This is a genomic window from Arthrobacter wenxiniae, from assembly GCF_013376105.1.
Classification (GTDB): Bacteria; Actinomycetota; Actinomycetes; order Actinomycetales; family Micrococcaceae; genus Specibacter; species Specibacter wenxiniae.
Map to the genome: position 1 here is coordinate 23,144 of NZ_JAAMFM010000028.1, position 22,676 is coordinate 45,819.

Here is a 22,676-nt window from a genome sequence, read left to right on the forward strand (position 1 = left end):
CGTCGCGAACACGACCACAACACCACCAGGAGAAGGATTGAAGACCAGTGGGCACTGGATCAACGGCAGCTGCACGGAGAACGCGTCCACGAAGGTGGACCCCCATTCCGTGCGCCAGTCCCCGGACCTGGTGGCGGTCATCAGCCCGTTCAACTTTCCGGCCATGGTGCCCATGTGGTTCTTCCCGCGGGCCCTCGCCGCCAGCTTTTTCCCCGGCCCCAAACCTGTTTGGCAACGGCACCGCGATCTCCACCAACGACGGCGGGGCGGGCCGCCGCTTCCAGGACGAGGTCGAGGCCGGGATGGTGGGCACCAACCTCGGCTTTCCCCAGAACGCCTGACACATCATCATTTTTCGACAGTTTCTGACGAAGGAACATGGACATGACTTCCATCATTGACAACGGACCCCGCGCCGGCGCGTCCCCCTGCATCGACACTGCAGCAGCCAGCCGGGCGTACGAGCTGGACCGCAAGCACGTGTTCCATTCCTGGTCGGCCCAGGAGCTGCTGGATCCGATGGTCATCTCGGCCGCCCAGGGATCGCACGTCTGGGACGGTGACGGCAATAAATACCTCGACTTCTCCTCGCAGCTGGTGAACACGAACATCGGCCACCAGCACCCGGCCGTGGTCGCGGCCATCGCGGCACAGGCCGCGAAACTGTGCACCATCGCGCCCAGCCATGTCAACGAGGCCCGGTCCGAGGCCGCACGGCTCATCGCCGGGCGCACGCCCGGTGAGCTGGACAGGATCTTCTTCACCAACGGCGGCGCCGACGCGAACGAACACGCCGTGCGGATGGCCCGGCTGCACACCGGCCGGGCGAAGGTCCTCTCGGCCTACCGGTCCTACCACGGCGGGACGCAGCTGGCCGTGAACATGACGGGGGACCCCCGGCGTTGGGCCAATGACACCGCCAGCACCGGCACCGTCCACTTCTTTCCGCCCTACCTGTACCGGACCAGCTTCCACTCCACCACCGAAGAGGAAGAAAGCCAGCGCGCCCTGGAACATCTCGAACAGCTCATCGGCTTCGAAGGACCGGCAACGATCGCGGCCCTGGTCTTGGAATCCATCCCCGGTTCGGCGGGCATCTACGTCCCGCCGGCAGGGTACATGCAGGGCGTGCGGGAGCTGTGCACAAAGTACGGCATCGTGTTCATCGCCGATGAGGTCATGACCGGTTTTGGCCGCACGGGCAAGTGGTTCGCCGTGGAGCACTTCAACGTTGTCCCGGACCTGATGACGTTCGCCAAGGGCGTCAATTCCGGGTACGTGCCCCTGGGTGGGGTCGCCATTTGCCCGGAGATCGCCGCCACCTTTGGCAAGCGCGTCTATCCGGGCGGGCTGACCTACTCCGGGCACCCGCTCGCCACCGCAGCGGCCGTCGCCACCATCACTGCCATGGAGACTGAGGGCATGGTGGACCACGCCGCCAGGCTCGGCACCGACGTCATCGGCCCGGCACTGGCCGGCTTCGCCAAGCGGCACCCCGCCGTCGGCGAGGTGCGGGGGACGGGAGTCTTTTGGGCCATCGAACTCGTCAAGGACCGCCAAACCCGCGAACCGCTGGCCCCCTACGGATCCTCCAGTCCGGAAATGAACCAGCTCATTGCGGCCTGCAAGTCCCGCGGGCTGCTGCCGTTCGCGAATTTCAACCGCATCCACGTCGTCCCGCCGTGCAACACCAGCGTCGAGGAGACAAAGGAGGGGCTGGAGATCCTCGACGAGGTCTTGGGGATCGCCGACGGCTTCGCCGCGTAGAGCCACGATGCAGGCCCCGGCCGGGCGCTGTCCTCCATATCCTCCTTGTTGATCCTGGCCTTGTTGATCCGGGCCTGGTGCCAGCCGGCCTCGTTGCGGATGGTGTGGTCCGGCCCGAACGTGGGCATGCCCGGCCGTTCCCGCCACGTGTGCTGGATGGTGGTGACGGCTGGTTCCCATGCATCCATCACGCCAGTTTCTTGCCATGGACCGGCTGTTCCTCGGCCGCGGAGCGCAATCTGTGGATAACGATGGCTGTTTGGCCGCGGCCCTGCCAGCGCCGGCCCGATGAAGCCCCTGACCATGCCAGCCAGGAAGACCGTCCCGTTGCGCCAGCCCGGGAATGCCGTGAGACTGTGGACATTCGCCACGATGAAGGGAAGCCGGCATGACTTCGCAGAAACCCCTTGCGGCAGAGGAACAAACGCCGGACTTGACGCGGATCCGCGCCGCCATGGCCCGCCCGGAGCAAACAAAGACGCGCCCCCTGGACCTGCACGCCTACGCCCACGATGCCTCCCACTTCCACCTCCTGCCGCAGGCCGTGGCTGTGCCCGCCAATGCCCAAGAGGTGGCCGGCCTGCTGAGGGCCAGCGCCACGCACCGCCTCCCGCTGACGTTGCGCTCCGGCGGTACCAGTCTCAGCGGCCAGGCCGTCACGGACGGCCTGCTGGTGGACGTGCGCAAGAACTTCCGCGGCATCGAGGTGCTCGACGGCGGCGCCCGCGTCCGCGTCCAGCCCGGCGCCACGGTGCGGGACCTGAACGCGCGCCTCCTCCGCTTCGGGCGAAAGTTCGGCCCCGACCCCGCCAGCGAGGTGGCCTGCACCATCGGCGGCGTCGTGGCGAACAACTCCTCCGGGATGGCCTGCGGCACCACGGACAACACCTATCGGACCCTGGAATCCCTAACAGTCGTACTGCCCGGGGGCACCCTCATTGACACCGGGGCGGACGACGCCGACGCCCGCCTGCGCTCGCTGGAACCCGACATTTTTGCCGGGCTGCTGGAACTCCGCGCCCGGGTCCTTGCCAGCCCCGGGGCCCGAAAGATCATCGAGCACCAGTTCTCCATGAAGAACACCATGGGCTACGGGCTCAACTCGCTGCTGGACTTTGACAGCCCGGCCGAGATCCTGGCGCACCTGATTGTCGGCAGCGAGGGAACGCTTGGCTTTGTGGCCGAGGCCGTGTTCCGCACCGTGCCCCGCCTGGCCCACGCCGCCTCCGGGCTGCTGGTTTTCAAGGACCTGGAAGCCGCCAATGCCGCGCTCCCCGAAATTGTCGCCAGCGGCGCCGCCGCCGTCGAGCTCATGGATTCCACCTCGCTGAAGGTGGGCCAGAAACTCGCCCGGGTGCCCGGCGTCGTGCGCGGGTTGCAGGTGGAACAGCACGCCGCACTGCTCGTGGAATACCAGACCGGCGATGCCCGGGAGCTGGCGGAACTGGGCGCCAGGGCCGCGGCACTGGCCGGGACGCTGGGCCTGGCTGCCCCGGCCGGTTTCAGCACGGACGCGGCCGCCCGTGCCGGGCTGTGGCACCTCCGGAAGGGCCTGTATGCATCCGTTGCCGGCGCGCGCCCGCGCGGCACCACGGCGCTGCTGGAGGACGTGGTGGTTCCCGTTCCCGTGCTGGGCCGCACCTGCGTGGCGCTGGGCACGCTGTTTGAGAAGTACGGCTACGAAAATTCGGTGATCTTTGGCCACGCCAAGGACGGCAACATCCATTTCATGCTGACGGACGGTTTCGAAGGCAGGGACCAGCTGGAGCGCTACGCCGCGTTCACGGAGGACATGGTGGACGTGGTCCTCGGGGAGGGGGGCTCGCTCAAGGCCGAGCACGGCACGGGGCGCGTCATGGCCCCGTTCGTCCGCCGCCAGTACGGCGACGAACTCTACGCCGTCATGCGACGCATCAAGGAGCTCTTCGATCCCGCCGGCATGCTCAACCCCGGCGTCCTGCTCGACGACGACCCCACGGCCCACCTGCGCCACATCAAGGCAGCCCCGCCGGCCGTGGACGCCGAGGTGGACCGCTGCGTCTCCTGCGGCTACTGCGAGCCCGTCTGCCCCAGCAAGGACATCACGCTCACGCCGCGCCAGCGGATCGTGACCCTGCGCGCGATCGAGGCCGCCCGCGCCGACGGCGACCTGGCACTGGCCAACGCGCTGGAGGCCGACTACAACTACGACGCCGTGGACACCTGCGCCGTGGACGGCATGTGCCAGACGGCCTGCCCCGTGGACATCAACACCGGCAACCTGGTCAAGCACCTGCGCCGCGACGCTGCCGGAAGTCTCGAAAACGGGGTCTGGGAGACGGCTGCCAGGCACTGGGGCGCCGTCACCCGCGGGGCGGGGCTGGCACTGACGCTGGCCGCAAAGGTGCCGGCCGACGTCGTGCTTCCGGCAAACAGCCTGGGACGGAAGGTCCTCGGCGCGGACACGCTGCCGCTGTATTCGGCCGAGCTGCCGGGCGGAGGCCGCGCACGACGCCGGCCCGCCCCCTCCGGCGAACCGGCGGCCGTGTATTTCCCCGCCTGTGTGAACGCCATGTTCGGCCCGGCCGCCGACTCCTCGCCGGGCGTGCAGGCCAGTTTTGAGCAGCTGTGTGAACGGGCCGGGCTGGAGCTCCTGGTGCCGGAGGGGATCGACGGCAGCTGCTGCGGCACGCCGTGGTCGTCCAAGGGGATGGAGGCCGGGCTGGCGGAGATGCGTGCCCGGACGCTGAAACTGCTGCGCGGCGCCACGCGCGACGGCGAACTGGACATCATTGCCGACGCCTCCAGCTGCACCGAGGGGCTCATCCACACCATCGAAGCCGAGGTTTCGGCGCCGGGGCAGCGGTCCCTGCGGGTGGTGGACGCGGTGGAATTCACGGCGGAGCGGATCCTGCCGGCGCTGGGGGAGTCCTGGACGCGCATGGATTCGCTGGCGCTGCACCCCACCTGCTCCTCGACGCGCCTGGGGCTGAACGCGTCGCTGGAAACGGTGGCCGGCGCCGTGGCGGACGCTGTTCGGATTCCGGACCATTGGGGCTGCTGCGGCTTTGCCGGGGACCGCGGCATGCTGCACCCGGAGCTGACGGCGGCGGCCACCTCCGCGCAGGCGGCGGACGTCGCGGCGATGGGGGCCACCGCGCACGCATCCTGCAACCGCACCTGCGAGCTCGGCATGACGCGCGCCACGGGGGCTGGGTACCGCCACGTGCTGGAGTTGCTGGCGGATGTCGCGCTCCCCACCCGCACCCTGACCTCGTTCCTCGGCTAGGGAACCCTGCGGGCGTGGGCCCAGCCACCAGCGGCAGCCACAAAACGCCCGGTTAGTTCCCCCACGTTCCGGCGTAAATGCTGCATTCTGTGGCTAAGGTAGTCACTAGCAGCGCATGTGCGCGATCCCAAGCGAAGGATGTATGAAAATGGCGGGAATTATCATCGTCGGTGTCGACGGCAACTCAACGTCCATGAAGGCTGCCCGCGTGGCTGCCAACCTGGCCAAGTCCCTGGGCTCCACGCTGCGCGTGGTGACGGCCTTCGGTGAGGACAAGACCGAAAAGGTCGAGATCGGCAATGACGAATGGTTTCTGTCCACCGCTGACGAGGCCGAGCGCGTGGCGCAGCGCGTTGCCGAGGAATTGAAGATCAGCGGCGTGAAGACCGAGTACACCTCCGCTCTGGGCAAGCCGGCCGACGTCCTCCTCGAGGAGGCCGCCAAGCTCAAGGCCGACCTCATCGTGGTGGGCAACGTCCGCATGCAGGGCCTCAAGCGCGTGCTGGGTTCGGTGGCCAACGCCGTGTCCCACAACGCCCCGTGCGACGTGTACATCGTCAAGACCGACGACTGATTGTCCGCGGCCGCCCGGGCCTAAACGAAACCCCCGCCGCCGAGAGGCCGCGGGGGTTTTATGGTTTCAGGCTGCCTTGCTGGGTGCTGCCTTGTTCAGTGCTGCCTGGTGCCCTGCGCCGTTCGCCCCGGCTTCGTGCGGCGCCGGCGGCGTCCGCGGCGCCAGGACGACGACGGGCCTGCTCGAGTGCCGCAGCAGAGCCGGGACGGGGCTGACCACCGGCCTGGCCGTCACGGCCGCACGGGTGATGCGGCGTGCCGCCCCCGCAAGCCCGTAGGCCACGGCCACCACGGACATCACGGCCAGGAAGGAGAGGACCATGAGGGCGAGCATCAGCAGGCCGAGCGCCACGGTCCCGGAGTAGACCAACAGATAGTAGTTCAGGTGCGTAAAGTCCACGGCAATACCCCATATCGTCCACAAGCTGTGTACTTTCCTAGGGTAGGCGTGGGATGTTCACGGCGATTCCGGCGCCCGGCGCGCCGCCTGAATGACATCAAGATGTGATGCTCCCGCCGGGGCCGTTACCTTACCGGTATTTGCGGTGCAGGTTCTCCCGCGTGGCCGGGCCGGGCGTCGCGTCGGCAATCCACGGGCCGGTGCCTTCGGACACGTCGATGATCCCTTCCTCAAGCCACGCATGGTCGCCGGCCAGGAGGGAGGCAGAGAGGGAGGAGTCGGCGTCGTCCGTGTTGTGCCAGAGCTCGCCGAACAGCGCCTCGATCCGCAGCCGGGACTGGCCGGCAAACGCGTCGGCGAGCTGGAGGGCGGACCGGCCCTGGGCGGGGTCCTTGAGCCGGAGCATCTCCACCCGGCTGCAGCATGCGGCAATCGCGAAGAGCTCGGCGCCGATGTCCACAATCCGGCCCAGGAACGCCTGCTTGTATTCCAGCCGGCCTTGCCAGCGGCCCATGCCGTAAAACGTTTGGCGGGCCAACTTGCGGGATTCGCGCTCCACGTACCGCAGGTGCTTGGCGAGGGGTCCGAACTCGTGGTAGGAACGCGGGTCCAGGCCCTTGCCCACCACCAGCTGCGGGAGCCACTTGGCGTAGAAGCCGCTGGCCGCGACGGCGGCCTTGCCCTTTTGCTGGAGCGTCGCCGTGGTGGAGGCCAGGTCGCCGGCGGCGGCCAGGTGCGCGTCCACGGCCTCGCGGGCGATCAGCAGGTGCATGATTTCCGTGGAGCCCTCGAAGATCCTGTTGATGCGCAGGTCGCGCAGCAGCTGTTCCGCCGGGACGGCGCGCTCGCCGCGGGCCGCGAGGGATTCGGCCGTTTCATAGCCGCGGCCGCCGCGCACCTGCACCAGCTCGTCGGCGCACCGGTAGGACATTTCCGAGGACCACAGCTTGGCCAGGGCGGCCTCGATCCGCACGTCCTTCATGCCGGCGTCGGCCAATGCGGCGGACAGTTCGAACACGGCTTCCAGGGCGAAGGTGGTGGCGGCCATGAACGCCAGCTTCTTGCCCACGGACTCGTGCTGCCCCACCGGGTGGCCCCACTGGGTGCGCGCATTGGACCATTCGCGGGCGATCTTCAACGACCACTTGCCGGCGCCGGCGGCCATTGCGGGGATGGACAGCCGGCCGGTGTTCAGCGTGGTCAAGGCGATCTTCAGCCCCTGCCCTTCCCGGCCCAACCGGTTCTCCGCCGGCACGCGGACCTGATGGAATCGGGTGACGCCGTTTTCAATGCCGCGCAGCCCCATGAACTTGTTGCGGTGCTCCACCGTGATGCCGGGGGAGTCGGCCTCGACCACGAACGCGGTAATGCCTCCAGTCTTCCGGCCGTTCCCATCCAGCCCCCGCGACGGCACCACGGCCATGACCACCACCAGCTCGGCGATGACGCCGTTGGTGGTCCAGAGCTTGACGCCATCCAGGATGTACTCGGAGCCGTCGCTGGTGGGCACGGCGGCGCAGGCCATGCGCGCGGGGTCGGATCCGACGTCGGGCTCGGTGAGCAGGAAGGCGGTGACGGCGCCGGCCGCACAGCGGGGCAGGTACTTTTGCTTTTGGGCTTCCGTGCCGAAGACCTTCACGGGCTCCGGCACGCCGATGGACTGGTGGGCGGAGACCAGGGCGCCGAAGGAGGGGTGGACCGTGCCGAGGATGGCCAGGGCGCGGCCGTAGTAGGTCAGGTTCAGTCCCAGCCCGCCGTATTCGCGCGGGATCTTCATGCCAAAGACGCCCAGCCCGGCGAGCCCGGCAAGGTATTCGTCCGGGATGAGCGCGTCCCGTTCAATGATGCCCGGGTCCAGGGTGCGGGCATAGGCCTGAAGCTCCGCCAGAAAGGCGTCGCCGCGCGCCACGTCGTCGTCCGGGGCTTGCGGATGCGGGTGGATCAGGCCGAGGTCAAAGTCGCCCAGGTACAGCCCCTTGGCAAAGCTGGGCCGCTCCCACGTGGTTTCCCGGGCCGCTTCCGCCGCATTGCGCGCGTCCTCGGCCGTGACGCGTGCCGTGGACGCGACCGCAGGGCCGTCAACGTGTGTGCTCATGACTACCTCGATTCCGCCGGCGCCGACGTGGGCACCGGCATGCGGAGCTCAAGAATCGCTCTTGCCTCGATGCTACTCGGCGGTAGGTGGGGCGGCAATGGTCGGCCGGGGCCATGTGCTTTCGCAGCCGTTAACGGCAGGATGGAGGAGGAACAGTCACCGAAGGCCCGATCCCAGGAGGCACCATGTCCGCGCGCCAACCCTTTCTCCATGACTTGAGCATGCTGCTCTCCGCACCGATGCAGGCCTGGTCCGGGCAGGACGGGCAGATCCGCGCGCACGGGGCGCAGGGCATTTACGTCGCCGACACCCGGGTGGTCGGTGAGGCCGTGGTGACCGTCAATGGCGAGGAGCCGGAACCGCTCGGTTCCGCCGGGCCGGTGTTTGATTCCGTGGTGCGCGCCGTGGGCGGGGCCTATGCGGACCCGCTGCTCTTGCTGGCGCGGCGCCGGACGGTCGGGGCCTCGCGTGTTGCGGAGGAGATTTTGCTCCTTTCCGACCTCCCCGACGAGGTGACGGTTTCCGTCGTGCTGCGGATCGGAGTCGACTTTTCACCCATGACGGCTGTCAAGTCCGGCGGTCCACGGAATCCCCTTGCGCCCGTCCGCAGTGACGATCGATGGGTGGCCTCCTCCGGCGCGGTGACGGCGGCGTTCGAGGCCCGTGGGGCTGTTGCCTCGGCGGACGACGGCGGCCTGGACTTCCGCTGGGATGTCACCGTCCCTCCCCGGGGCCGGGCGCAGGTGGGGTGGTCCGTCGACGCCGTGGACGGGCAGTCGCCGGTGACGGCCGCCCACGGTGGGGGCGCCGCCCGGGTCGCCGAAACGGACGGGAAAGCCGGCGGGATCGGGACCCCCGGGCCGCAGCCCCTGCGGGTCAGCGCGCGGGATCCACGTCTGGCGGCCTTGGCCGCCCAGGCCCAGCAAGACCTGGCCGGGCTCCGGATGTCCACCATTGGGCGGCCCGACGACTCCTTCCTCGCTGCCGGAGCGCCGTGGTTCTTTACCTTGTTCGGGCGCGATTCGATCATTGCCGCCCGCATGATGTTGCCTGTGGACCCGGGGCTGGCCGCCGGGACGCTCCGCACCCTGGCAGCACGGCAGGGAATTGAAAACAACCCGGAAACTGCCGAGCAGCCCGGGAAGATCCTGCACGAACTCCGCCGCGGCGAATTGGTGCTGCCGGCCAACTCCCACAACGAAGGGCTCCGCCTCCCGCCCGTCTATTACGGCACCGTGGATGCGACCCTGTTGTGGATCAGCCTGCTGCACGACGCCTGGAAATGGGGCATGCCGGACGAAGCGGTGCGGGCGCTGATGGGAAACCTTGAGGCCGCCCTTGGCTGGCTGCGCGATTGGTCAGACCCTGACGGCGACGGTTTCCTGGAATACCTCGACACCACCGGCCACGGCCTGGCGAACCAGGGCTGGAAGGACTCGGCGGATTCCATCCGCTGGCAGGACGGGTCCCTGGCCCGCGGGCCCATCGCCCTGGCCGAGGTGCAGGGCTACGCGTACCGGGCAGCCCTCGACGGGGCAGCCCTGCTGGAGGCGTTCGGCCGTCCGGGCGCGGACGATTGGCGGGACTGGGCCGCTGTCCTGTCCGGGAGGTTCCGCGCCGAATTTTGGTGCAGGGACGGACTGGGGACCTATCCCGCCATCGCCCTTGACGCGGACAAGCGCCCGGTGGACGGGGTGGCCAGCAACATGGGCCACCTGCTCGGGACGGGGATCCTCTCCAAGGAGGAAGGCGACGTCGTGGCCGCGCGCCTGATGCACCCGAGCCTGTTCTCCGGCTTCGGCATCCGCACCCTGGACAGCAACAATGGCGGCTACTGGCCGCTGCGCTACCACTGCGGCTCTGTCTGGACACATGATTCCGCGCTGATTCTGGCCGGACTGGCAGCGGCGGGCCACGTCGAGGAGGCCGCCCGCGTCGCCTTCGGGCTGGTGGACGCAGCTGAGCGCTTTGGCTACCGGCTGCCCGAGCTGTTCTCGGGCCACTCGGGGGACGATGGCGGACCCGTGCCATACCCCTCGTCGTGCCGACCGCAGGCCTGGGCCGCCGCGTCTACCGTTCCAATCCTGCTGGCGACGCTGGGGCTGGAACCGCGGGGCGAAGGTCAGCCGCCCACTGCGGCAGCCATGGTGCCGACGCCGTTCGGCCCCTTCAGCGTCGAGGGCCTGTGGGCCAACGGGCGGCAGTTCAGGGTCGATGTTGACGCGGAAGGGAACACCGCGGTCTCAGCCGTGCCATGACGTGCCCTGCTGTGGCGGGCGGTGCTGGAATGGACGGGTCTCGACGCGCTCGCGGGGCTCGCTGCTCGACCACCGGTGATCGGGCTTGTCGAAATCCCGGGTCCCGACGCGCTCGACCGCCGGGTCAGGCTGCCGGCGTCAACCGCAGTGTGAGGATTTGGAAGGGGCGCAGCGCCACGCTGATGCGCCCGTCCGCGAAGGTGAGCGATCCGGCGTCGTACTGCTGCTCCAGGAGGTTGTTTTCCGCCACGGACGCCACGGCAAAGGAAGCCCGCAGGTCCACCGATGCCCGGGCGCCCAGCGGCTCATAGAGGCGCACGATGACGTCGCCGCTGCGGTCGTCGGCCAATTTGACGCATTCAATCAGCGCGGCCTGGGTGTCGGTGCTGACAAGGGGCTCGACCGCCGTGCCGTCGGCCGGCACGCCGCGCCACGGCAGGTTCAGCGCGTAGCCGGCGGCCACGGCCTCCTGCACATCGCACCCCACCACGAGCCCGTAAGTGAAGGAATGCCGGCCCTGGTCCGTCGCCGGATCGGGGAAGCGCGGCCCGCGCAGCAGGGACAGCCGAACGGTGGTGAAGCTGGACCCGTTGCGCCCGGGGTGGCGGGAAACATCGTGCCCGTAGGTGGAGTCATTGACAACCGCCGCGCCGAAACCGGGTTCGCCCACATGCACCCAGCGGTGCGCGCACACCTCAAAGCGGGCGTTGTCCCACGAGGTGTTCTCATGCGTGGGGCGCTGAATGTGCCCGTACTGCGTCTCGAACCGCGCGTGATCCGCGTGCACGTCAAGGGGGAATGCGGCCTTGAGCAGTGTCTCCTGCTCATGCCAGTCAACGTCGTTGTAGACGAGGATGGTCTTGGAGTCCGGGGAGATGCGTACGCGTTGGGATATATGCGAATTGCGGAATGATCGCTTGATGGTGATCTCAAACTGGGTCCCCAGCTGCGCGACCTCGAGCGAATCCAGTCCTCGGATGTCCGTGACGGTGTTCTTGTAGAACTCGTCAATGTCCCACGCGTCCCACATGTTGGGGAAGTCCGCGTGCAGCTGCAGCAGGTTGGCGCCCTGCCCGGGCGGCACCAGCTCGCGGTTCGCGGCCACGTCCAGGATCGAGCCGATCACTCCGTCGGCGCCGAAGCGGACGGTGATGAGCCCGTTGTGCACGACGACGTCCGCACCGTCCCGCTCCACCGTCACGTCTCCCGCGGCTGGCGCCGGGACGCCGGCGCTGAGGGGGGCAATGCCGCGGCGCGGGTAGGGCGAGGCGTTGAAGAGCGTGCAGCTGGCGGGATCCCGCTCCCTGCGCGAACGATCCCCGGCCGGACTTGCGGGGTCGGGGGGCGGTTGGGGGTCCGCCTCCGCGCCCGGCTGGAGGTCCGGTGCCGGGGGCGCCAACGCGAGCAGCGCCGGGCTGATGATCTCCTCGAGGGCCTGCGCAATCCGGGCGTACTGCTCCGCCGCCTCGCGGTGCACCCAGGCGATGGCGGAGCCGGGCAGGATGTCGTGGAACTGGTTGAGGAGGACCAGCTTCCAGAGCCTGTCCAGCTCGGCGTACGGGTAGTCGAGCAGGCCGCGCACGGCGGCGGTGGCGCTCCACAGTTCGGCCTCGCGCAGCAGGTGCTCGCTGCGCCGGTTGCCCTGCTTGGTCAGCGCCTGGGAGGTGTAGGTGCCGCGGTGCAGCTCCAGGTACAGTTCGCCCTTCCAGACCGGCGCGTTGGGGTACTCGGCTTCCGCCGCGGTGAAGAATTCCGCCGGCGAGGCAATCGTGACCTGCGCCGAACCCTCCAGGTTTTTGGTGCGGCGTGCCCGCGCCAGCATCTCGCGCGTGGGGCCCCCGCCGCCGTCGCCCCAGCCAAACGGCACCAGCGAATGCTTCGCGGCGCCCTTGTCGCGGAAGTTCCGCACGGCGTGCGCCAGCTCGGCACCGGAGAGTTGGGAGTTGTACGTGTCCACGGGCGGGAAGTGCGTAAACACCCGGGTGCCGTCAATGCCCTCCCAGTTGAAGGTGTGGTGCGGGAACTTGTTGGCGGTGTTCCAGGAGATCTTCTGGGTCAGGAACCATTTGGCGCCGGCCAGCTTCACAATTTGGGGCAGGGCGGCGGAGTAGCCAAAGGAGTCAGGCAGCCACACCTCCCCGCACTGGATGCCGAAGTTGTCGCGGAAGAATCGCTGTCCGTAGCTGAACTGGCGGGCCATGGCTTCCGAACCGACCATGTTGGTGTCGGATTCGACCCACATGCCGCCCACCGGGATGAACCGGCCCTCCGCCACGGCGTCCTTGACCCGCGCGTAGACCCCGGGGCGCTGTTCCTTGAGCCACTCGTACTGCTGGGCGGAGGACATGGCGTACTTCAGTTCCGGGTGGTCCGCCAGCAGGTTCACCACGTTCGACGCCGTGCGCGCCACCTTCCGCACCGTTTCGCGCACGGGCCACAGCCAGGCCGAGTCGATGTGTGCGTGGCCGATGGCGCTGAGCTGGTGGGCGCTGGCATGGGCCGGCCGGGCCAGCACCTGCTTCAGTGCGGACCGTGCGGCTGGCGCGGTTCCGGGAACGTCCGTGAGGGAAACGGCGTCGAGCGCGCGCTCCAGGGCGTAGAGGATGTCCCAGCGCCGCGGGTTGTCCAGTTCCAGTTCGGCCGCCAGCTGCTCCAGCACCTCCAGGTCCTGCACCAGTTCCCAGACGTCGCTGTTGAAAATGTTGATGTCGGCCCGGGCCATGGTGTAGCGCGGTTCCGGGCCGGCAGTGGATTTTTCGCCCAATTCGGTGGGCATGAAGGGGTTGTCGGTGAACACGAAGGGGTTGGCGGCCGCCTCGACGAAGAGGTCGACTTCCTCGCCGCCGCGCGCCGTCCCCGCCACCGGGATCCAGGTGTTCAGGGGGTTCAGGGCCTTGACCGCGGTGCCGTCCGGGCGGTAAACGAGCCCTTCGGCCTGGAAGCCCGGCCACGACTGGCTGAAACCCAGGTCGACTACCAGTTCCACCTGGTGCCCGGCGGCCTGTGGCGGGACCGTGCCGGTGACATGGATCCAGCTGGTGCCCCACGCCGGGCCCCACGCCTGGCCGACGGCAAACGGCGCGAAGGAGGCGCCGGCGTCGTGCACGGCTCCGATGTTTTTGGCGACCTCCAGCGCAACCGCGGGGGCAACGGGCTCGCCCGCACCGCCTTCAACATGCCACGCCGTCAAGGCCAGCTGGGCCACGGGCGTGTGGATGGCAGGCATGATCCGCTCCGCCAGGACCCGCTTGAGGCGGTTCTCAATCAAGGTGTGCTTGTCATGCATTTGCGGCTTACCTTCCAAGGACGGCGCGGGCGGTACATGGGCCTTCAGTCTAGTGGCGGCAGCTGAACCAGTCGGGAGGTGCCCCGGTTCTTCAATAGAGTGGTTCCATGAACCTTGCCACCGAAGAATTCGCCCCCGTCCGGGCCCTTTTTGAGTCCATGCTCGACGCCGATGCCGCCTACAGCGCCCAGCTGGCCGTCTACCGCGACGGCGTGAAGGTGGTGGACCTGGCGGGCGGCCCGGAATCGTCGCCGGACTCCCTGACGGGCGTTTTTTCCTGCTCGAAGGGCGTGGCGGCGCTGGCCTTCAGCCTGCTGGTCCAGGACGGGCTCATCGACGTCGACGCCGCCGTCACCTCCTACTGGCCCGAATTTGCCCGCCACGGAAAGGGCGGCATCACGGTCAGGCAGTTGCTCTCCCACCAGGCCGGCCTGGTGGGCGTGCAGGGCGGCTTTGCCATGGAGGAATACAACGACCTGCCCGCCGTGGCGGACCGGCTTGCGGGCATGGCGCCGCTGTGGCGCCCGGGCAGCGGCACGTTCGGCTACCATGCCCTGACCATGGGCGTGTTCCTGGAGGAGTTGTGCCGCCGGGCCACCGGGGAACGGCTGCAGGACGTGTACAACCGGCGCATCCGCGAGCCCTACGCCGCGGACATGTTCCTGGGCCTGCCCGAGTCCGAGGAGCCCCGCTTCCGCCCCGTCCGCTTCGCCGACGAACCGGGGGCCGGCTTCCTGGACCCGCACTCCATCGCGGGCATGGCCGGCAACGTCCAGGCCGGCAACCTGCTGGGGCTGCCCAACATTCGCAGCGTCCGGGCGGCGGGCAGCTGCAGCGGTGCGGGCGTCGGCTCGGCCGACGGCCTGGCCCGCGTCTATGCCGGCGCCATCACGGGAGTGGACGGGCTGCCCCCTTACCTGACGCCGGAAACTCTTGCCATCATGGCGCAGGAACAGGTCTGGGGCCTGGACAGGGTGTTTTGCGACACCAGCGCGTTCGCCGTCACCTTCATGAAGCCGCACCCGCGCATGGACTTTGGCAGTGCGCAGGCCTTTGGGCACGACGGCGCCAACGCGGCTTTGGGCTTTGCCGACCCCCTGTACGGGGTTGGCTTTGGCTACGTCCCGGCATGGAACGAGGAGGGCGGAACGGCCGGCCGCGGCATGCAGCTCAGCGCCGAGGTGCGCCGGGCGGTGATCGCTTCGCGCTGAGGGGGGGTGATCTCCAACCTCAACGCTCAGTGGAGGTCGGCGAGGGCGGATTCAACGGCCCGGTGGAACGTGGGGTAGGCGTAGATCATCCTTTTCAGCGTCGCGACGGGCATGCGGGCGTGCACGGCCAGGGTCAGCATGGACAGCACTTCCCCGCCTGACGGCCCCACGGCGGCCGCGCCCACCAGGGTGCCGCTGCCCGAGTCTTCCACGAGCTTGATGAAGCCCACGGCCTGGTGGATCCAGCCGCGGGTGGAGCCGGCCAGGTCCGTGAACCCCGTCCGCACGGTCAGCCCGGAGTCCCGGGCCTGCCGTTCCGTCATGCCGACGGCGCCGATTTCCGGGTCCGTGAACGTCACGCGGGGGACGGCGTGGGAGTCGGCCGTGCCCCGGTCCGAGTCCGCAGCGTCGCCCTCGGCGCCGTGCCGGGCCAGGATGTGCCCGGCAACAATGTTCGCGTGGTACATCGACAGGTGCGTGAACGCCCCGGCGCCGGCGGCGTCGCCGATGAGGTAGAGGCCGTCCGACAGCTGGAGGTGGCCGTCCACGGCAGGCGGATTCCTGCCGTCCCAGGCAATGCCGCCCGCGTCCAGTGTGAGCGCGCCCAGCGTGGAGGAGCGTCCCGTGGCGACCAGCAGCTTCGCCGCGGACAGCCGCGACAGGTGCGGGCCGGCGTCGTCCGTGTCGGTGGAAAGCTCCAGCGTGAAAGCCTCGGGGGAGTGGGAGACGGCCGTGGTGTTGGTGTTCAGCAGCACGTCGATCCCCTCGCCGCGGAAAACCTCCGCGAGCAGTTCGGAGGCCTCCGGCTCCTCACGCGGGACCAGGCGCGGGCCGCGCGCCACCACCGTGACGCGGGTGCCAAAGCGGGCAAAGGCCTGCGCCAGCTCCGCACCGATGGGTCCGCCGCCCAGCACGATGAGCGACTCCGGCGCCTCCTCCGCCCGCAGGGCCTCCCGATTGGTCCAAAACGGCGTGCCGGCCAGTCCGGGAACGGGCGGCACGGCCGGATTCGTGCCGGGATTGAGCACCACGGCGAGGCGGGCCGAGAAGGTGGCCTCGCCGCCGTCGTTCCCGGCGACGGTGACCTGCCGCGGCCCGGACAGCCGGCCGGTGCCCCGGACCAGGCGGCCGCCCTTGCCGGTGAAGCGCTTGGCGGCGGCGGCATCGTCCCAGTTGTCGGTGGCCTCCTCGCGGATGCGCCGGGCGGCCACGGAAAAGTCCGGCGCCACCGAGGAGTCCCCGGCCAGCCCGGGCACCCGCCGCGCCTCGGCCAGGGCGTCGGCGGCGCGGATCAGCATCTTGGACGGGACGCAGCCGTAATAGGGGCATTCCCCGCCCACCAGCCGGGATTCGACGCCCACCACGGACAGGCTGGCCGCGGCCAGTTCCCCGGCCACGGCCTCGCCGCCGGGCCCCATGCCGACAACAACAACATCAACGGTCTCAACGGGGCCAGTCATGGCAACTCCTTATTTTATGATGCCCTTGTCCTTCAGCCAGGCGGCCGCGGCATCCTTCGGATCCATCTTTTGGGCGCCGCTGACCTCGGTGTTCAACGCGATGAGGTCCTCGGTGGTGAGGAGGGCGGAGACCCGGTCCAGGGCCGCTTTGGCCGCGTCGGTGACCTTGTCCGTCTTGACCAGCGGCACCACCTGCTGGGCCAGCCAGTTGTTCTTCGGGTCGGTCAGCACCACGAGCTTGTTTTCCGGGATCGCGGGGGAGGTGGTGAAAATGTCCGCCACCTGGACGTCGTTGTTGAGCAGCGCCTTGACCGTCAAGGGCCCGCCGCCGTCGCTGATCGGGGTGAACTTCGCCGGGACGCAGTTGTACTTCGCCTTGAGCCCGGCCAGCCCGTAGGGGCGCGTCTGGAATTCCGGCGGGGCGCCGAGCGTCAGCTTGTTGCAGACCTTGGCCAGGTCCTCAAGGCTCTTGAGGCTGTACTTGGCCGCCGTCTCCGCCGTGACCACCATGGCGTCCTTGTCCTCCGCCGCGGCGGCATTGAGGACGGACAGCCCGGAGGGCATCGCCTTGGGCAGCGCCGCCACCACCTCGCCGGGCGTGGTGGCCGTGGTCTTGGGGTCCAGGTAGCCCAGGAGGTTGCCGGTGTAGTCCGGGACCACGTCGATCGAGCCGTCCTCCACGGCCTTGACATAGACTTCGCGGGCGCCGATGTTCAGCTTGGTGGTGGCACTGACGCCGGCCGCGTTGAGCGCGCCGGCATAGATCTCGGCAATGGTGGCGCTCTCCGGGAAGTTGGCCGAACCCACCACCACGGAGCCTGCCGCGCCCGTGCCGCCGGACGAGCTGGTGGCGGCCAGGGGGCTGCCGCCGCAGGCCGTGGCCGCCAGCAGGACGGACAGCCCCGCGGCTGCACCCAATACGGCCCTGCGGGCGGGATGGGAAATGTGCGTCATGGTTTTCCTCCTGTGGTGGCGGTTTCTGCGATGGCTGTGGGGGTGTCGGCCGGAACGTGCCCGGCCTCGTGGAGGCCGGGTGAAACGGCAACGCGCTGCAGCAGGGCCAGCAGACCGTCAATGACGATCGCCAGGGCCGCGATCACCACGGCCCCGCCCAGCACTTGACCGTAGTCCTGCACGGCCAGCCCGTCAATGATGAAGCGGCCCAGCCCGCCAAGGCTGATGAACGCCACGACGGCCACTGTGGCCACCACCTGCAGCACGGCCGAGCGAAGGCCGCCGAGCATGACGGCCAGCCCGTTGGGCACCTCGACCCCGAACAGCACCTGCCATTCCGTCATGCCCATGCTGCGGGCGGAGTCGACAATTTCAGGCTCCACGGCCGAAATCCCCGCGTATGTGCCCGTCAAAATCGGCGGGACGGCAAGCAGCACCAGCGCCCACACCGCGGGCATCAGCGACAGGGTGGAGGTGGCCATGAGCGCGAACAGGGTCATGATCCCCAGGGTGGGCAGGGCGCGCAGCACTCCCGAGAGGGAAACCACGACGACGCGTCCCCGGCCCGTGTGCCCCACGTACAGCCCGATGGGGACCGCTATGGCGAGCGAGATCAGCAGCACCAGGCCGGAATAGCCCAGATGCTCGGCAACGCGCTGCGGGATGCCCATGGCCCCCTGCCAGTTCGCTCCGTCCTGGAGCCACTGCAGGCCCTGGCCGAACGGGTTGGTGGCCGAATAGCTGGTGGCGGGCAGGCTCATGCGGGCACCCCCGCCAGCTTCGGCGTGTGCAGCCACGGCGTCAGCAGCCGCTGGAGCAGCACGAGCAGCGCGTCCATCACCACTGCCAGCACCAGGGTCCCCACGATGCCCACCACGATCTCGGTGGGGAAGTTGCGCTGCAGCCCGTCCGTGAAGAAGAAGCCCAGGCTGGGGATGCCCAGCAGCGCGCCCACCGTGACGAGGGAAATGTTGCTGACGGAGATGACGCGCAACCCGGCAAACAGCACCGGCACGGACAGGGGCAGGTCCACGGCGAGGAAGCGCTGGACGGGCTTGAAGCCCATGGCCGTGGCCGCCTGGCGGATGCCGTCGTCCACCGAATTAAGCGCGTCCAGCGTGGAACGGACCAGCAGGGCCACGGCGTAAATGGTCAGGGCCACAATGATGTTGGTGAAGTCCAGGATCTTGGTGCCCAGCAGTCCCGGCAGGATCACAAACAGGGCCAGGGACGGGATGGTGTACAGCAGCGAACCCGCGGACAGGATGAAGGCGCCCAGGGCCTTGTTCAGCCGTGCCAGCTGGGCCAGGGGAATGGCGATGACCACGCTCAGCGCCAAGGGGACCACTGCCTGCACCAGATGCGAGCCGGTGAGGGAGAGGACCTGCGGCAGATTGGCCAGAAACCACTGCATCAGGGCCGGCCTTCGGCTGAGGTGGCGGTGGGTGTTGTGGTCGCTGCAGTGGCTGTGTTCGCTGCATTGAAGGAAATCCGGGCGGCATCGATGGCGGCCAGCACCTCGGGTGCCCTGACCACCCCGGTGACCATTCCGTCGTCGTCCACGGCAACGCCCAGGCCGGACGGGGAGGACAGCGCGGCGTCGAGCGCGTTGCGCAGGGAGTCGCCGGCGTGGAAGAGGGAGCCGCCGGGCAGCAGGGGTGCCGCGCTGCCGGGCGGCAGCCAGCCCAGGGGGCGGTTCCCGGCGTCGACGGCAAGACGCCAGCCAGACCCCGCGGCGGCCGCACCCTCATCCGGCGCCGCTGCACCCATGGGTGCCAGTGGCGCGGCGTGGACGGCGACGCCGGTGCCGGCGTGGAAGGAGAGGTGCCGGAAGCCGCGGTCCCGGCCCACAAAGGCCGCCACGAAGTCGTCCACGGGGGCGCGCAGGATCTCCTCCGGTGCGGCATATTGGGCCACGCGCCCGCCGGTGGCGAAAACGGCCACCTTGTCGCCGAGGAGCGTTGCCTCGTCGATGTCGTGAGTGACGAACACGATGGTCTTGGCGAGGTCGCGCTGCAGCCTCAGCAGTTCCTGCTGCAGCTCGGCCCGGACCACGGGGTCCACGGCGCTGAACGGCTCGTCCATCAGGAGCACGGGCGGGTCCGCGGCCAGCGCCCTGGCCACACCCACGCGCTGCTGCTGGCCGCCGGAAAGCTGGTTGGGGTAGCGCCGGCCCATGGCGGCGGACAGGCCCACCGTGTCCAGCAGCTCGGCGGCGCGGGCACGGGCACGGGCGCGCGGCACCCGGTTCAGGCGCAGCACGGTGGTGATGTTGTCCACCACGGTGCGGTGGGGCAGCAGCCCCGCCGACTGCATCACATACCCCATGGAACGGCGCAGCGCGGGGGCCGCAATGGAGCTGACATCGCGCCCGCCCACCGTGATGGTGCCGGAGGTGGGCTCCACCATGCGGTTGATCATGCGCAGCGATGTGGTCTTCCCGCAGCCGGACGGGCCCACAAAGACTGTGATCTTCCCGGCGTCGATGTTCAGGTTCAGGTTTCCGACGGCGGGCTGGCCCGCCTGGTAGCTCTTCACGACATTGGTGAACTCGATCGCGGCCGAGCCGGCCCGGCCGTTTGGCTGGGCGGCGGGGGCGGTACTGGTGTCGGCGGTTGGTGAAACGTCCGGCACGACCATTTGCGGGTCCTCACTGTTGGTGACAATCACCTGCTGCCTTTGATCATAGGTGGGGTGATTTTGCCGAGTAAAGCAAGGCATGGGCCGGCGGGAGCAAAATCGGCGGATTGCCGCGGGCCGGTTTCGCTGACCGCGGACGGCGGGGCGCGGTGGGCATAGGCTTGCCTCATGGACATTCAGCACTCCGCAAACACGGAATTCAGCACCAGGGGAGCGTACGTTACGGGCAGTGAATACACCCGCGACACCAACTACATCGAAACGCGGATCACGCGCAACGCCGCGGACGGCTACCCCGTGGAGGCCGGGCGGTACCGGCTGGTGGTGGCGCGGGCGTGCCCCTGGGCGCACCGCTCCACCATTGTGCGCCGGCTGCTGGGGCTCGAGGACGCCATCTCGATTGGGGTGTGCGGGCCCACGCACGACGCACGGAGCTGGACCTTCGACCTTGACCCGGGCGGCCTGGACCCCGTGCTGGGCATTCCCCGCCTGCAGGACGCCTACTTCAAGCGCACGCCCAACTATCCGCGCGGCATCACCGTCCCCGCCGTGGTGGACGTCCCGTCCGGAGCCGTGGTGACCAACAACTTCCCGCAAATCACCCTGGACTTCTCCACCGAATGGGGTGCCTTTCACCGCGACGGCGCGCCGGCGTTGTACCCGGAGGCGCTGCGGGAAGAGATCGACACCGTCAACGCGCGCGTCTTCACGGAGGTCAACAACGGCGTTTACCGCTGCGGCTTTGCGGGCAGCCAGGAAGCGTACGACGCCGCCTACGACCGCCTGTTCACGGCGCTGGACTGGCTGGAGGAACGCCTGGCGACGCAGCGCTACCTGGTGGGGGACACCATCACCGAGGCGGACGTCCGCCTGTTCACCACGCTGGTCCGCTTCGACGCCGTCTACCACGGGCACTTCAAGTGCAACCGCAACAAGCTCATTGAAATGCCGGCGCTGTGGGCCTACGCCCGCGATCTGTACCAGACCCCGGGATTTGGCGACACCGTCAACTTCGAGCAGATCAAGGCGCACTACTACATCGTCCACGAGGACCTGAACCCCACGCAGATCGTCCCCAAGGGCCCGGACGAGTCCGGCTGGACGACCCCGCACGGGCGCGAAGTGCTCGGCGGGCGCCCGTTTGGTGACGGGACCCCGCCCACCAGGCCGGTTGACGCGTAACGGGTCCGGATGGTTCCGGTGGTTGAGCCTGTCGAAACCCGGATGGTTCCGGTGGTTGAGCCTGTCGAAACCCGGATGGTTCCGGTGGTTGAGCCTGTCGAAACCCGGGGGCGTGAGGATTAGTCGACGATCTTCAGGCCCGTGTTCCAGTTGAACGTCTCGAAGGCCGGGTTGGCCTGCAGGGTCATGACCAGGAATTGGAAGCCTTCGAGTTCGCGGGCCCGCTTGAGCGGCCCGGCAACGATGGGGCGCATGCCGCCGTCGGACACCAGCGAGGAGACGGCCGCGGCCGCGTCGGCGTTGTCGGCGGCGATGAACACGTCCAGGGCCTGCCCGCTGGTTTCGCCTGCGGCCAGTGCACCCGCGAAGGTCGTGTTGAAGGCCTTGACCACGTTTGCCGGGGTCAGGGCTGCGATTTCCTCGGCGGCGGATGTGCCCGGGGCAACGACCAGCGAGTCAAACGTCTCGAAGTTCACCGGGTTGGTGATGTCGATGACGGTCTTGCCGGCCAGACCGTCTCCGTAGGCGGACACCACTTCCTTGGCTGCCTCGAACGGCACGGCCAACGCGACAATCTCCCCCGCGGGAGGCTGGCCGACGGTGCCGGCGGTGACGTTGCCGCCCAGCTCCGCGGCGAAGGCCTGGGCCTTTTGGGCGTCGCGGTTGAGGACTTCCACGTTCCGCCCGGCTGCGAGGGCGCGTGCGGCGATGCCGCGGGCCATGTTTCCGGTGCCAACAATGGTGATGGTGCTCATGGTGATCCTACTTTCCAAGGGGGTTCGCTGGAAGTGTTTACTTGAAGCTGCAACTAAATATAGTTGCATTTAGTTGACGTGTCAAGTAAAAAGCGGCCCGGTGCCGCCCGGCGCCGGGCAACCATGGAAAGATGGTGCCCATGAGTGAACCGGGGCCGCGCTGGCTGAGCGCTGACGAGCGCGCCGCATGGCTGGCGCTGCTGTCCACCACCACCCTGCTGCCGGGGGCGCTCGAAGCGCCGCTGCAGCAGGCGGCCAAGCTGTCACTGTTTGACTACAATGTATTGGCCATGCTCTCCGAGGCGCCCACCGGTGCGCTGCCCATGAGCGAACTGGCGGCACGGACCAGTGCCTCGCTGTCACGGCTGTCCCATGTGGCGAAGAAGCTGCAGGCCCGCGGCCTGGTGAAACGCGCCATCCATGCCGACGACGCCCGCGTCACCTCGACCACCATCACGGGCGAGGGCTTGGCGCTGGTGGGAAAAATCGCGCCAGTCCACGTGGAATCCGTCAGAAAACTGGTCTTTGACCGGCTCGACGAGAGGGATGTGGCCGACCTGGCCCGGATCGGCCGCAAGCTCATGCGCGGCATGGACGCCAACCACTGGATCCTGCGCACCCCGGCGCCGTGAGCACGCGCGGACTGGGGCTTTCATGTGGACCGCTGGCCGCCGCGGTCCTGTGGGAAGCCACGGAATACAGGCCCGGAGACGGCCTGTCTGCGTGGCGAACGGACCAGGCCCTGCCTTCCTGATGCAACCGGGTCCGAATGGCTGTGTGACCATCGCGAAATTGCAGGATTGCCGTGCAGCTATTGAGAGCTGGTT

Annotated in this window: 16 protein-coding genes; 7 read left to right on the plus strand and 9 right to left on the minus strand. The window is 68.7% G+C overall.

Annotated features, from left to right (window positions below; translation table 11 throughout):
* The first annotated feature begins 384 nt into the window (after positions 1-384).
* The 3 genes from G6034_RS15500 (at position 385) to G6034_RS15510 (ending at position 5,609) form a co-directional block, all read left to right on the plus strand.
* Entirely contained in the window at positions 385-1,767 is a 1,383-nt protein-coding gene (locus G6034_RS15500) for an aspartate aminotransferase family protein (protein ID WP_176636014.1), read from the plus strand.
* 388 nt (positions 1,768-2,155) lie between these two features.
* Positions 2,156-5,035, plus strand: a complete 2,880-nt coding sequence (locus tag G6034_RS15505; RefSeq protein WP_176636015.1) for an FAD-binding and (Fe-S)-binding domain-containing protein — start codon at positions 2,156-2,158, stop codon at positions 5,033-5,035.
* Positions 5,036-5,183: 148 nt separating this feature from the next.
* Positions 5,184-5,609 (plus strand): universal stress protein, encoded by a 426-nt coding sequence (locus G6034_RS15510; protein ID WP_176636016.1) that lies wholly within the window; start codon positions 5,184-5,186, stop codon positions 5,607-5,609.
* Positions 5,610-5,675: 66 nt separating this feature from the next.
* On the opposite strand, the gene G6034_RS15515 is transcribed toward G6034_RS15510, so the two are convergent.
* Positions 5,676-6,008 carry a hypothetical protein gene (locus tag G6034_RS15515; protein WP_176636017.1) on the minus strand — a complete coding sequence of 111 codons (333 nt, stop codon included), beginning with the start codon at positions 6,006-6,008 and terminating at the stop codon, positions 5,676-5,678.
* Positions 6,009-6,138: 130 nt separating this feature from the next.
* Positions 6,139-8,103, minus strand: coding sequence for an acyl-CoA dehydrogenase family protein (locus G6034_RS15520; protein ID WP_176636018.1), 1,965 nt, complete (start codon positions 8,101-8,103; stop codon positions 6,139-6,141).
* A 185-nt stretch (positions 8,104-8,288) separates the two neighbouring features.
* Here G6034_RS15520 and G6034_RS15525 point away from each other — a divergent pair, with 185 nt between their 5' ends.
* Positions 8,289-10,361 (plus strand): glycogen debranching N-terminal domain-containing protein, encoded by a 2,073-nt coding sequence (locus G6034_RS15525; protein WP_176636019.1) that lies wholly within the window; start codon positions 8,289-8,291, stop codon positions 10,359-10,361.
* Positions 10,362-10,485: 124 nt separating this feature from the next.
* Here G6034_RS15525 and G6034_RS15530 read toward each other — a convergent pair whose 3' ends face one another.
* Entirely contained in the window at positions 10,486-13,647 is a 3,162-nt protein-coding gene (locus tag G6034_RS15530; protein ID WP_176636020.1) for an alpha-mannosidase, read from the minus strand.
* Positions 13,648-13,754: 107 nt separating this feature from the next.
* Between G6034_RS15530 and G6034_RS15535 the strand changes: the two genes are divergently transcribed.
* A complete protein-coding gene (locus G6034_RS15535; RefSeq protein ID WP_176636021.1) occupies positions 13,755-14,858 on the plus strand; it encodes a serine hydrolase domain-containing protein in 1,104 nt (367 codons plus the stop codon).
* 26 nt (positions 14,859-14,884) lie between these two features.
* On the opposite strand, the gene G6034_RS15540 is transcribed toward G6034_RS15535, so the two are convergent.
* From G6034_RS15540 to G6034_RS15560, 5 genes are read right to left on the minus strand one after another with little or no spacing between them, the layout of a single operon-like run.
* On the minus strand, positions 14,885-16,318 hold the full coding sequence (locus tag G6034_RS15540; protein WP_176636022.1) for a dihydrolipoyl dehydrogenase family protein: 1,434 nt from the start codon (positions 16,316-16,318) through the stop codon (positions 14,885-14,887).
* A 9-nt stretch (positions 16,319-16,327) separates the two neighbouring features.
* Positions 16,328-17,272, minus strand: a complete 945-nt coding sequence (locus G6034_RS15545; RefSeq protein WP_176636023.1) for an ABC transporter substrate-binding protein — start codon at positions 17,270-17,272, stop codon at positions 16,328-16,330.
* Positions 17,269-18,033 carry an ABC transporter permease gene (locus tag G6034_RS15550; RefSeq protein ID WP_176636024.1) on the minus strand — a complete coding sequence of 255 codons (765 nt, stop codon included), beginning with the start codon at positions 18,031-18,033 and terminating at the stop codon, positions 17,269-17,271. The genes G6034_RS15545 and G6034_RS15550 overlap by 4 nt, the downstream gene beginning before the upstream one ends.
* Positions 18,030-18,686 (minus strand): ABC transporter permease, encoded by a 657-nt coding sequence (locus G6034_RS15555; protein WP_176636025.1) that lies wholly within the window; start codon positions 18,684-18,686, stop codon positions 18,030-18,032. The genes G6034_RS15550 and G6034_RS15555 overlap by 4 nt, the downstream gene beginning before the upstream one ends.
* A complete protein-coding gene (locus G6034_RS15560) occupies positions 18,686-19,939 on the minus strand; it encodes an ABC transporter ATP-binding protein (protein ID WP_425485537.1) in 1,254 nt (417 codons plus the stop codon). The genes G6034_RS15555 and G6034_RS15560 overlap by 1 nt, the downstream gene beginning before the upstream one ends.
* A 141-nt stretch (positions 19,940-20,080) precedes the next feature.
* Here G6034_RS15560 and G6034_RS15565 point away from each other — a divergent pair, with 141 nt between their 5' ends.
* Positions 20,081-21,094, plus strand: a complete 1,014-nt coding sequence (locus G6034_RS15565) for a glutathione S-transferase family protein (RefSeq protein WP_176636026.1) — start codon at positions 20,081-20,083, stop codon at positions 21,092-21,094.
* A gap of 119 nt (positions 21,095-21,213) precedes the next feature.
* Here G6034_RS15565 and G6034_RS15570 read toward each other — a convergent pair whose 3' ends face one another.
* Positions 21,214-21,849, minus strand: a complete 636-nt coding sequence (locus G6034_RS15570; RefSeq protein ID WP_176636027.1) for an NADPH-dependent F420 reductase — start codon at positions 21,847-21,849, stop codon at positions 21,214-21,216.
* Positions 21,850-21,980: 131 nt separating this feature from the next.
* Here G6034_RS15570 and G6034_RS15575 point away from each other — a divergent pair, with 131 nt between their 5' ends.
* Entirely contained in the window at positions 21,981-22,481 is a 501-nt protein-coding gene (locus G6034_RS15575; protein ID WP_425485535.1) for a MarR family winged helix-turn-helix transcriptional regulator, read from the plus strand.
* The last annotated feature ends 195 nt before the right edge of the window (positions 22,482-22,676 follow it).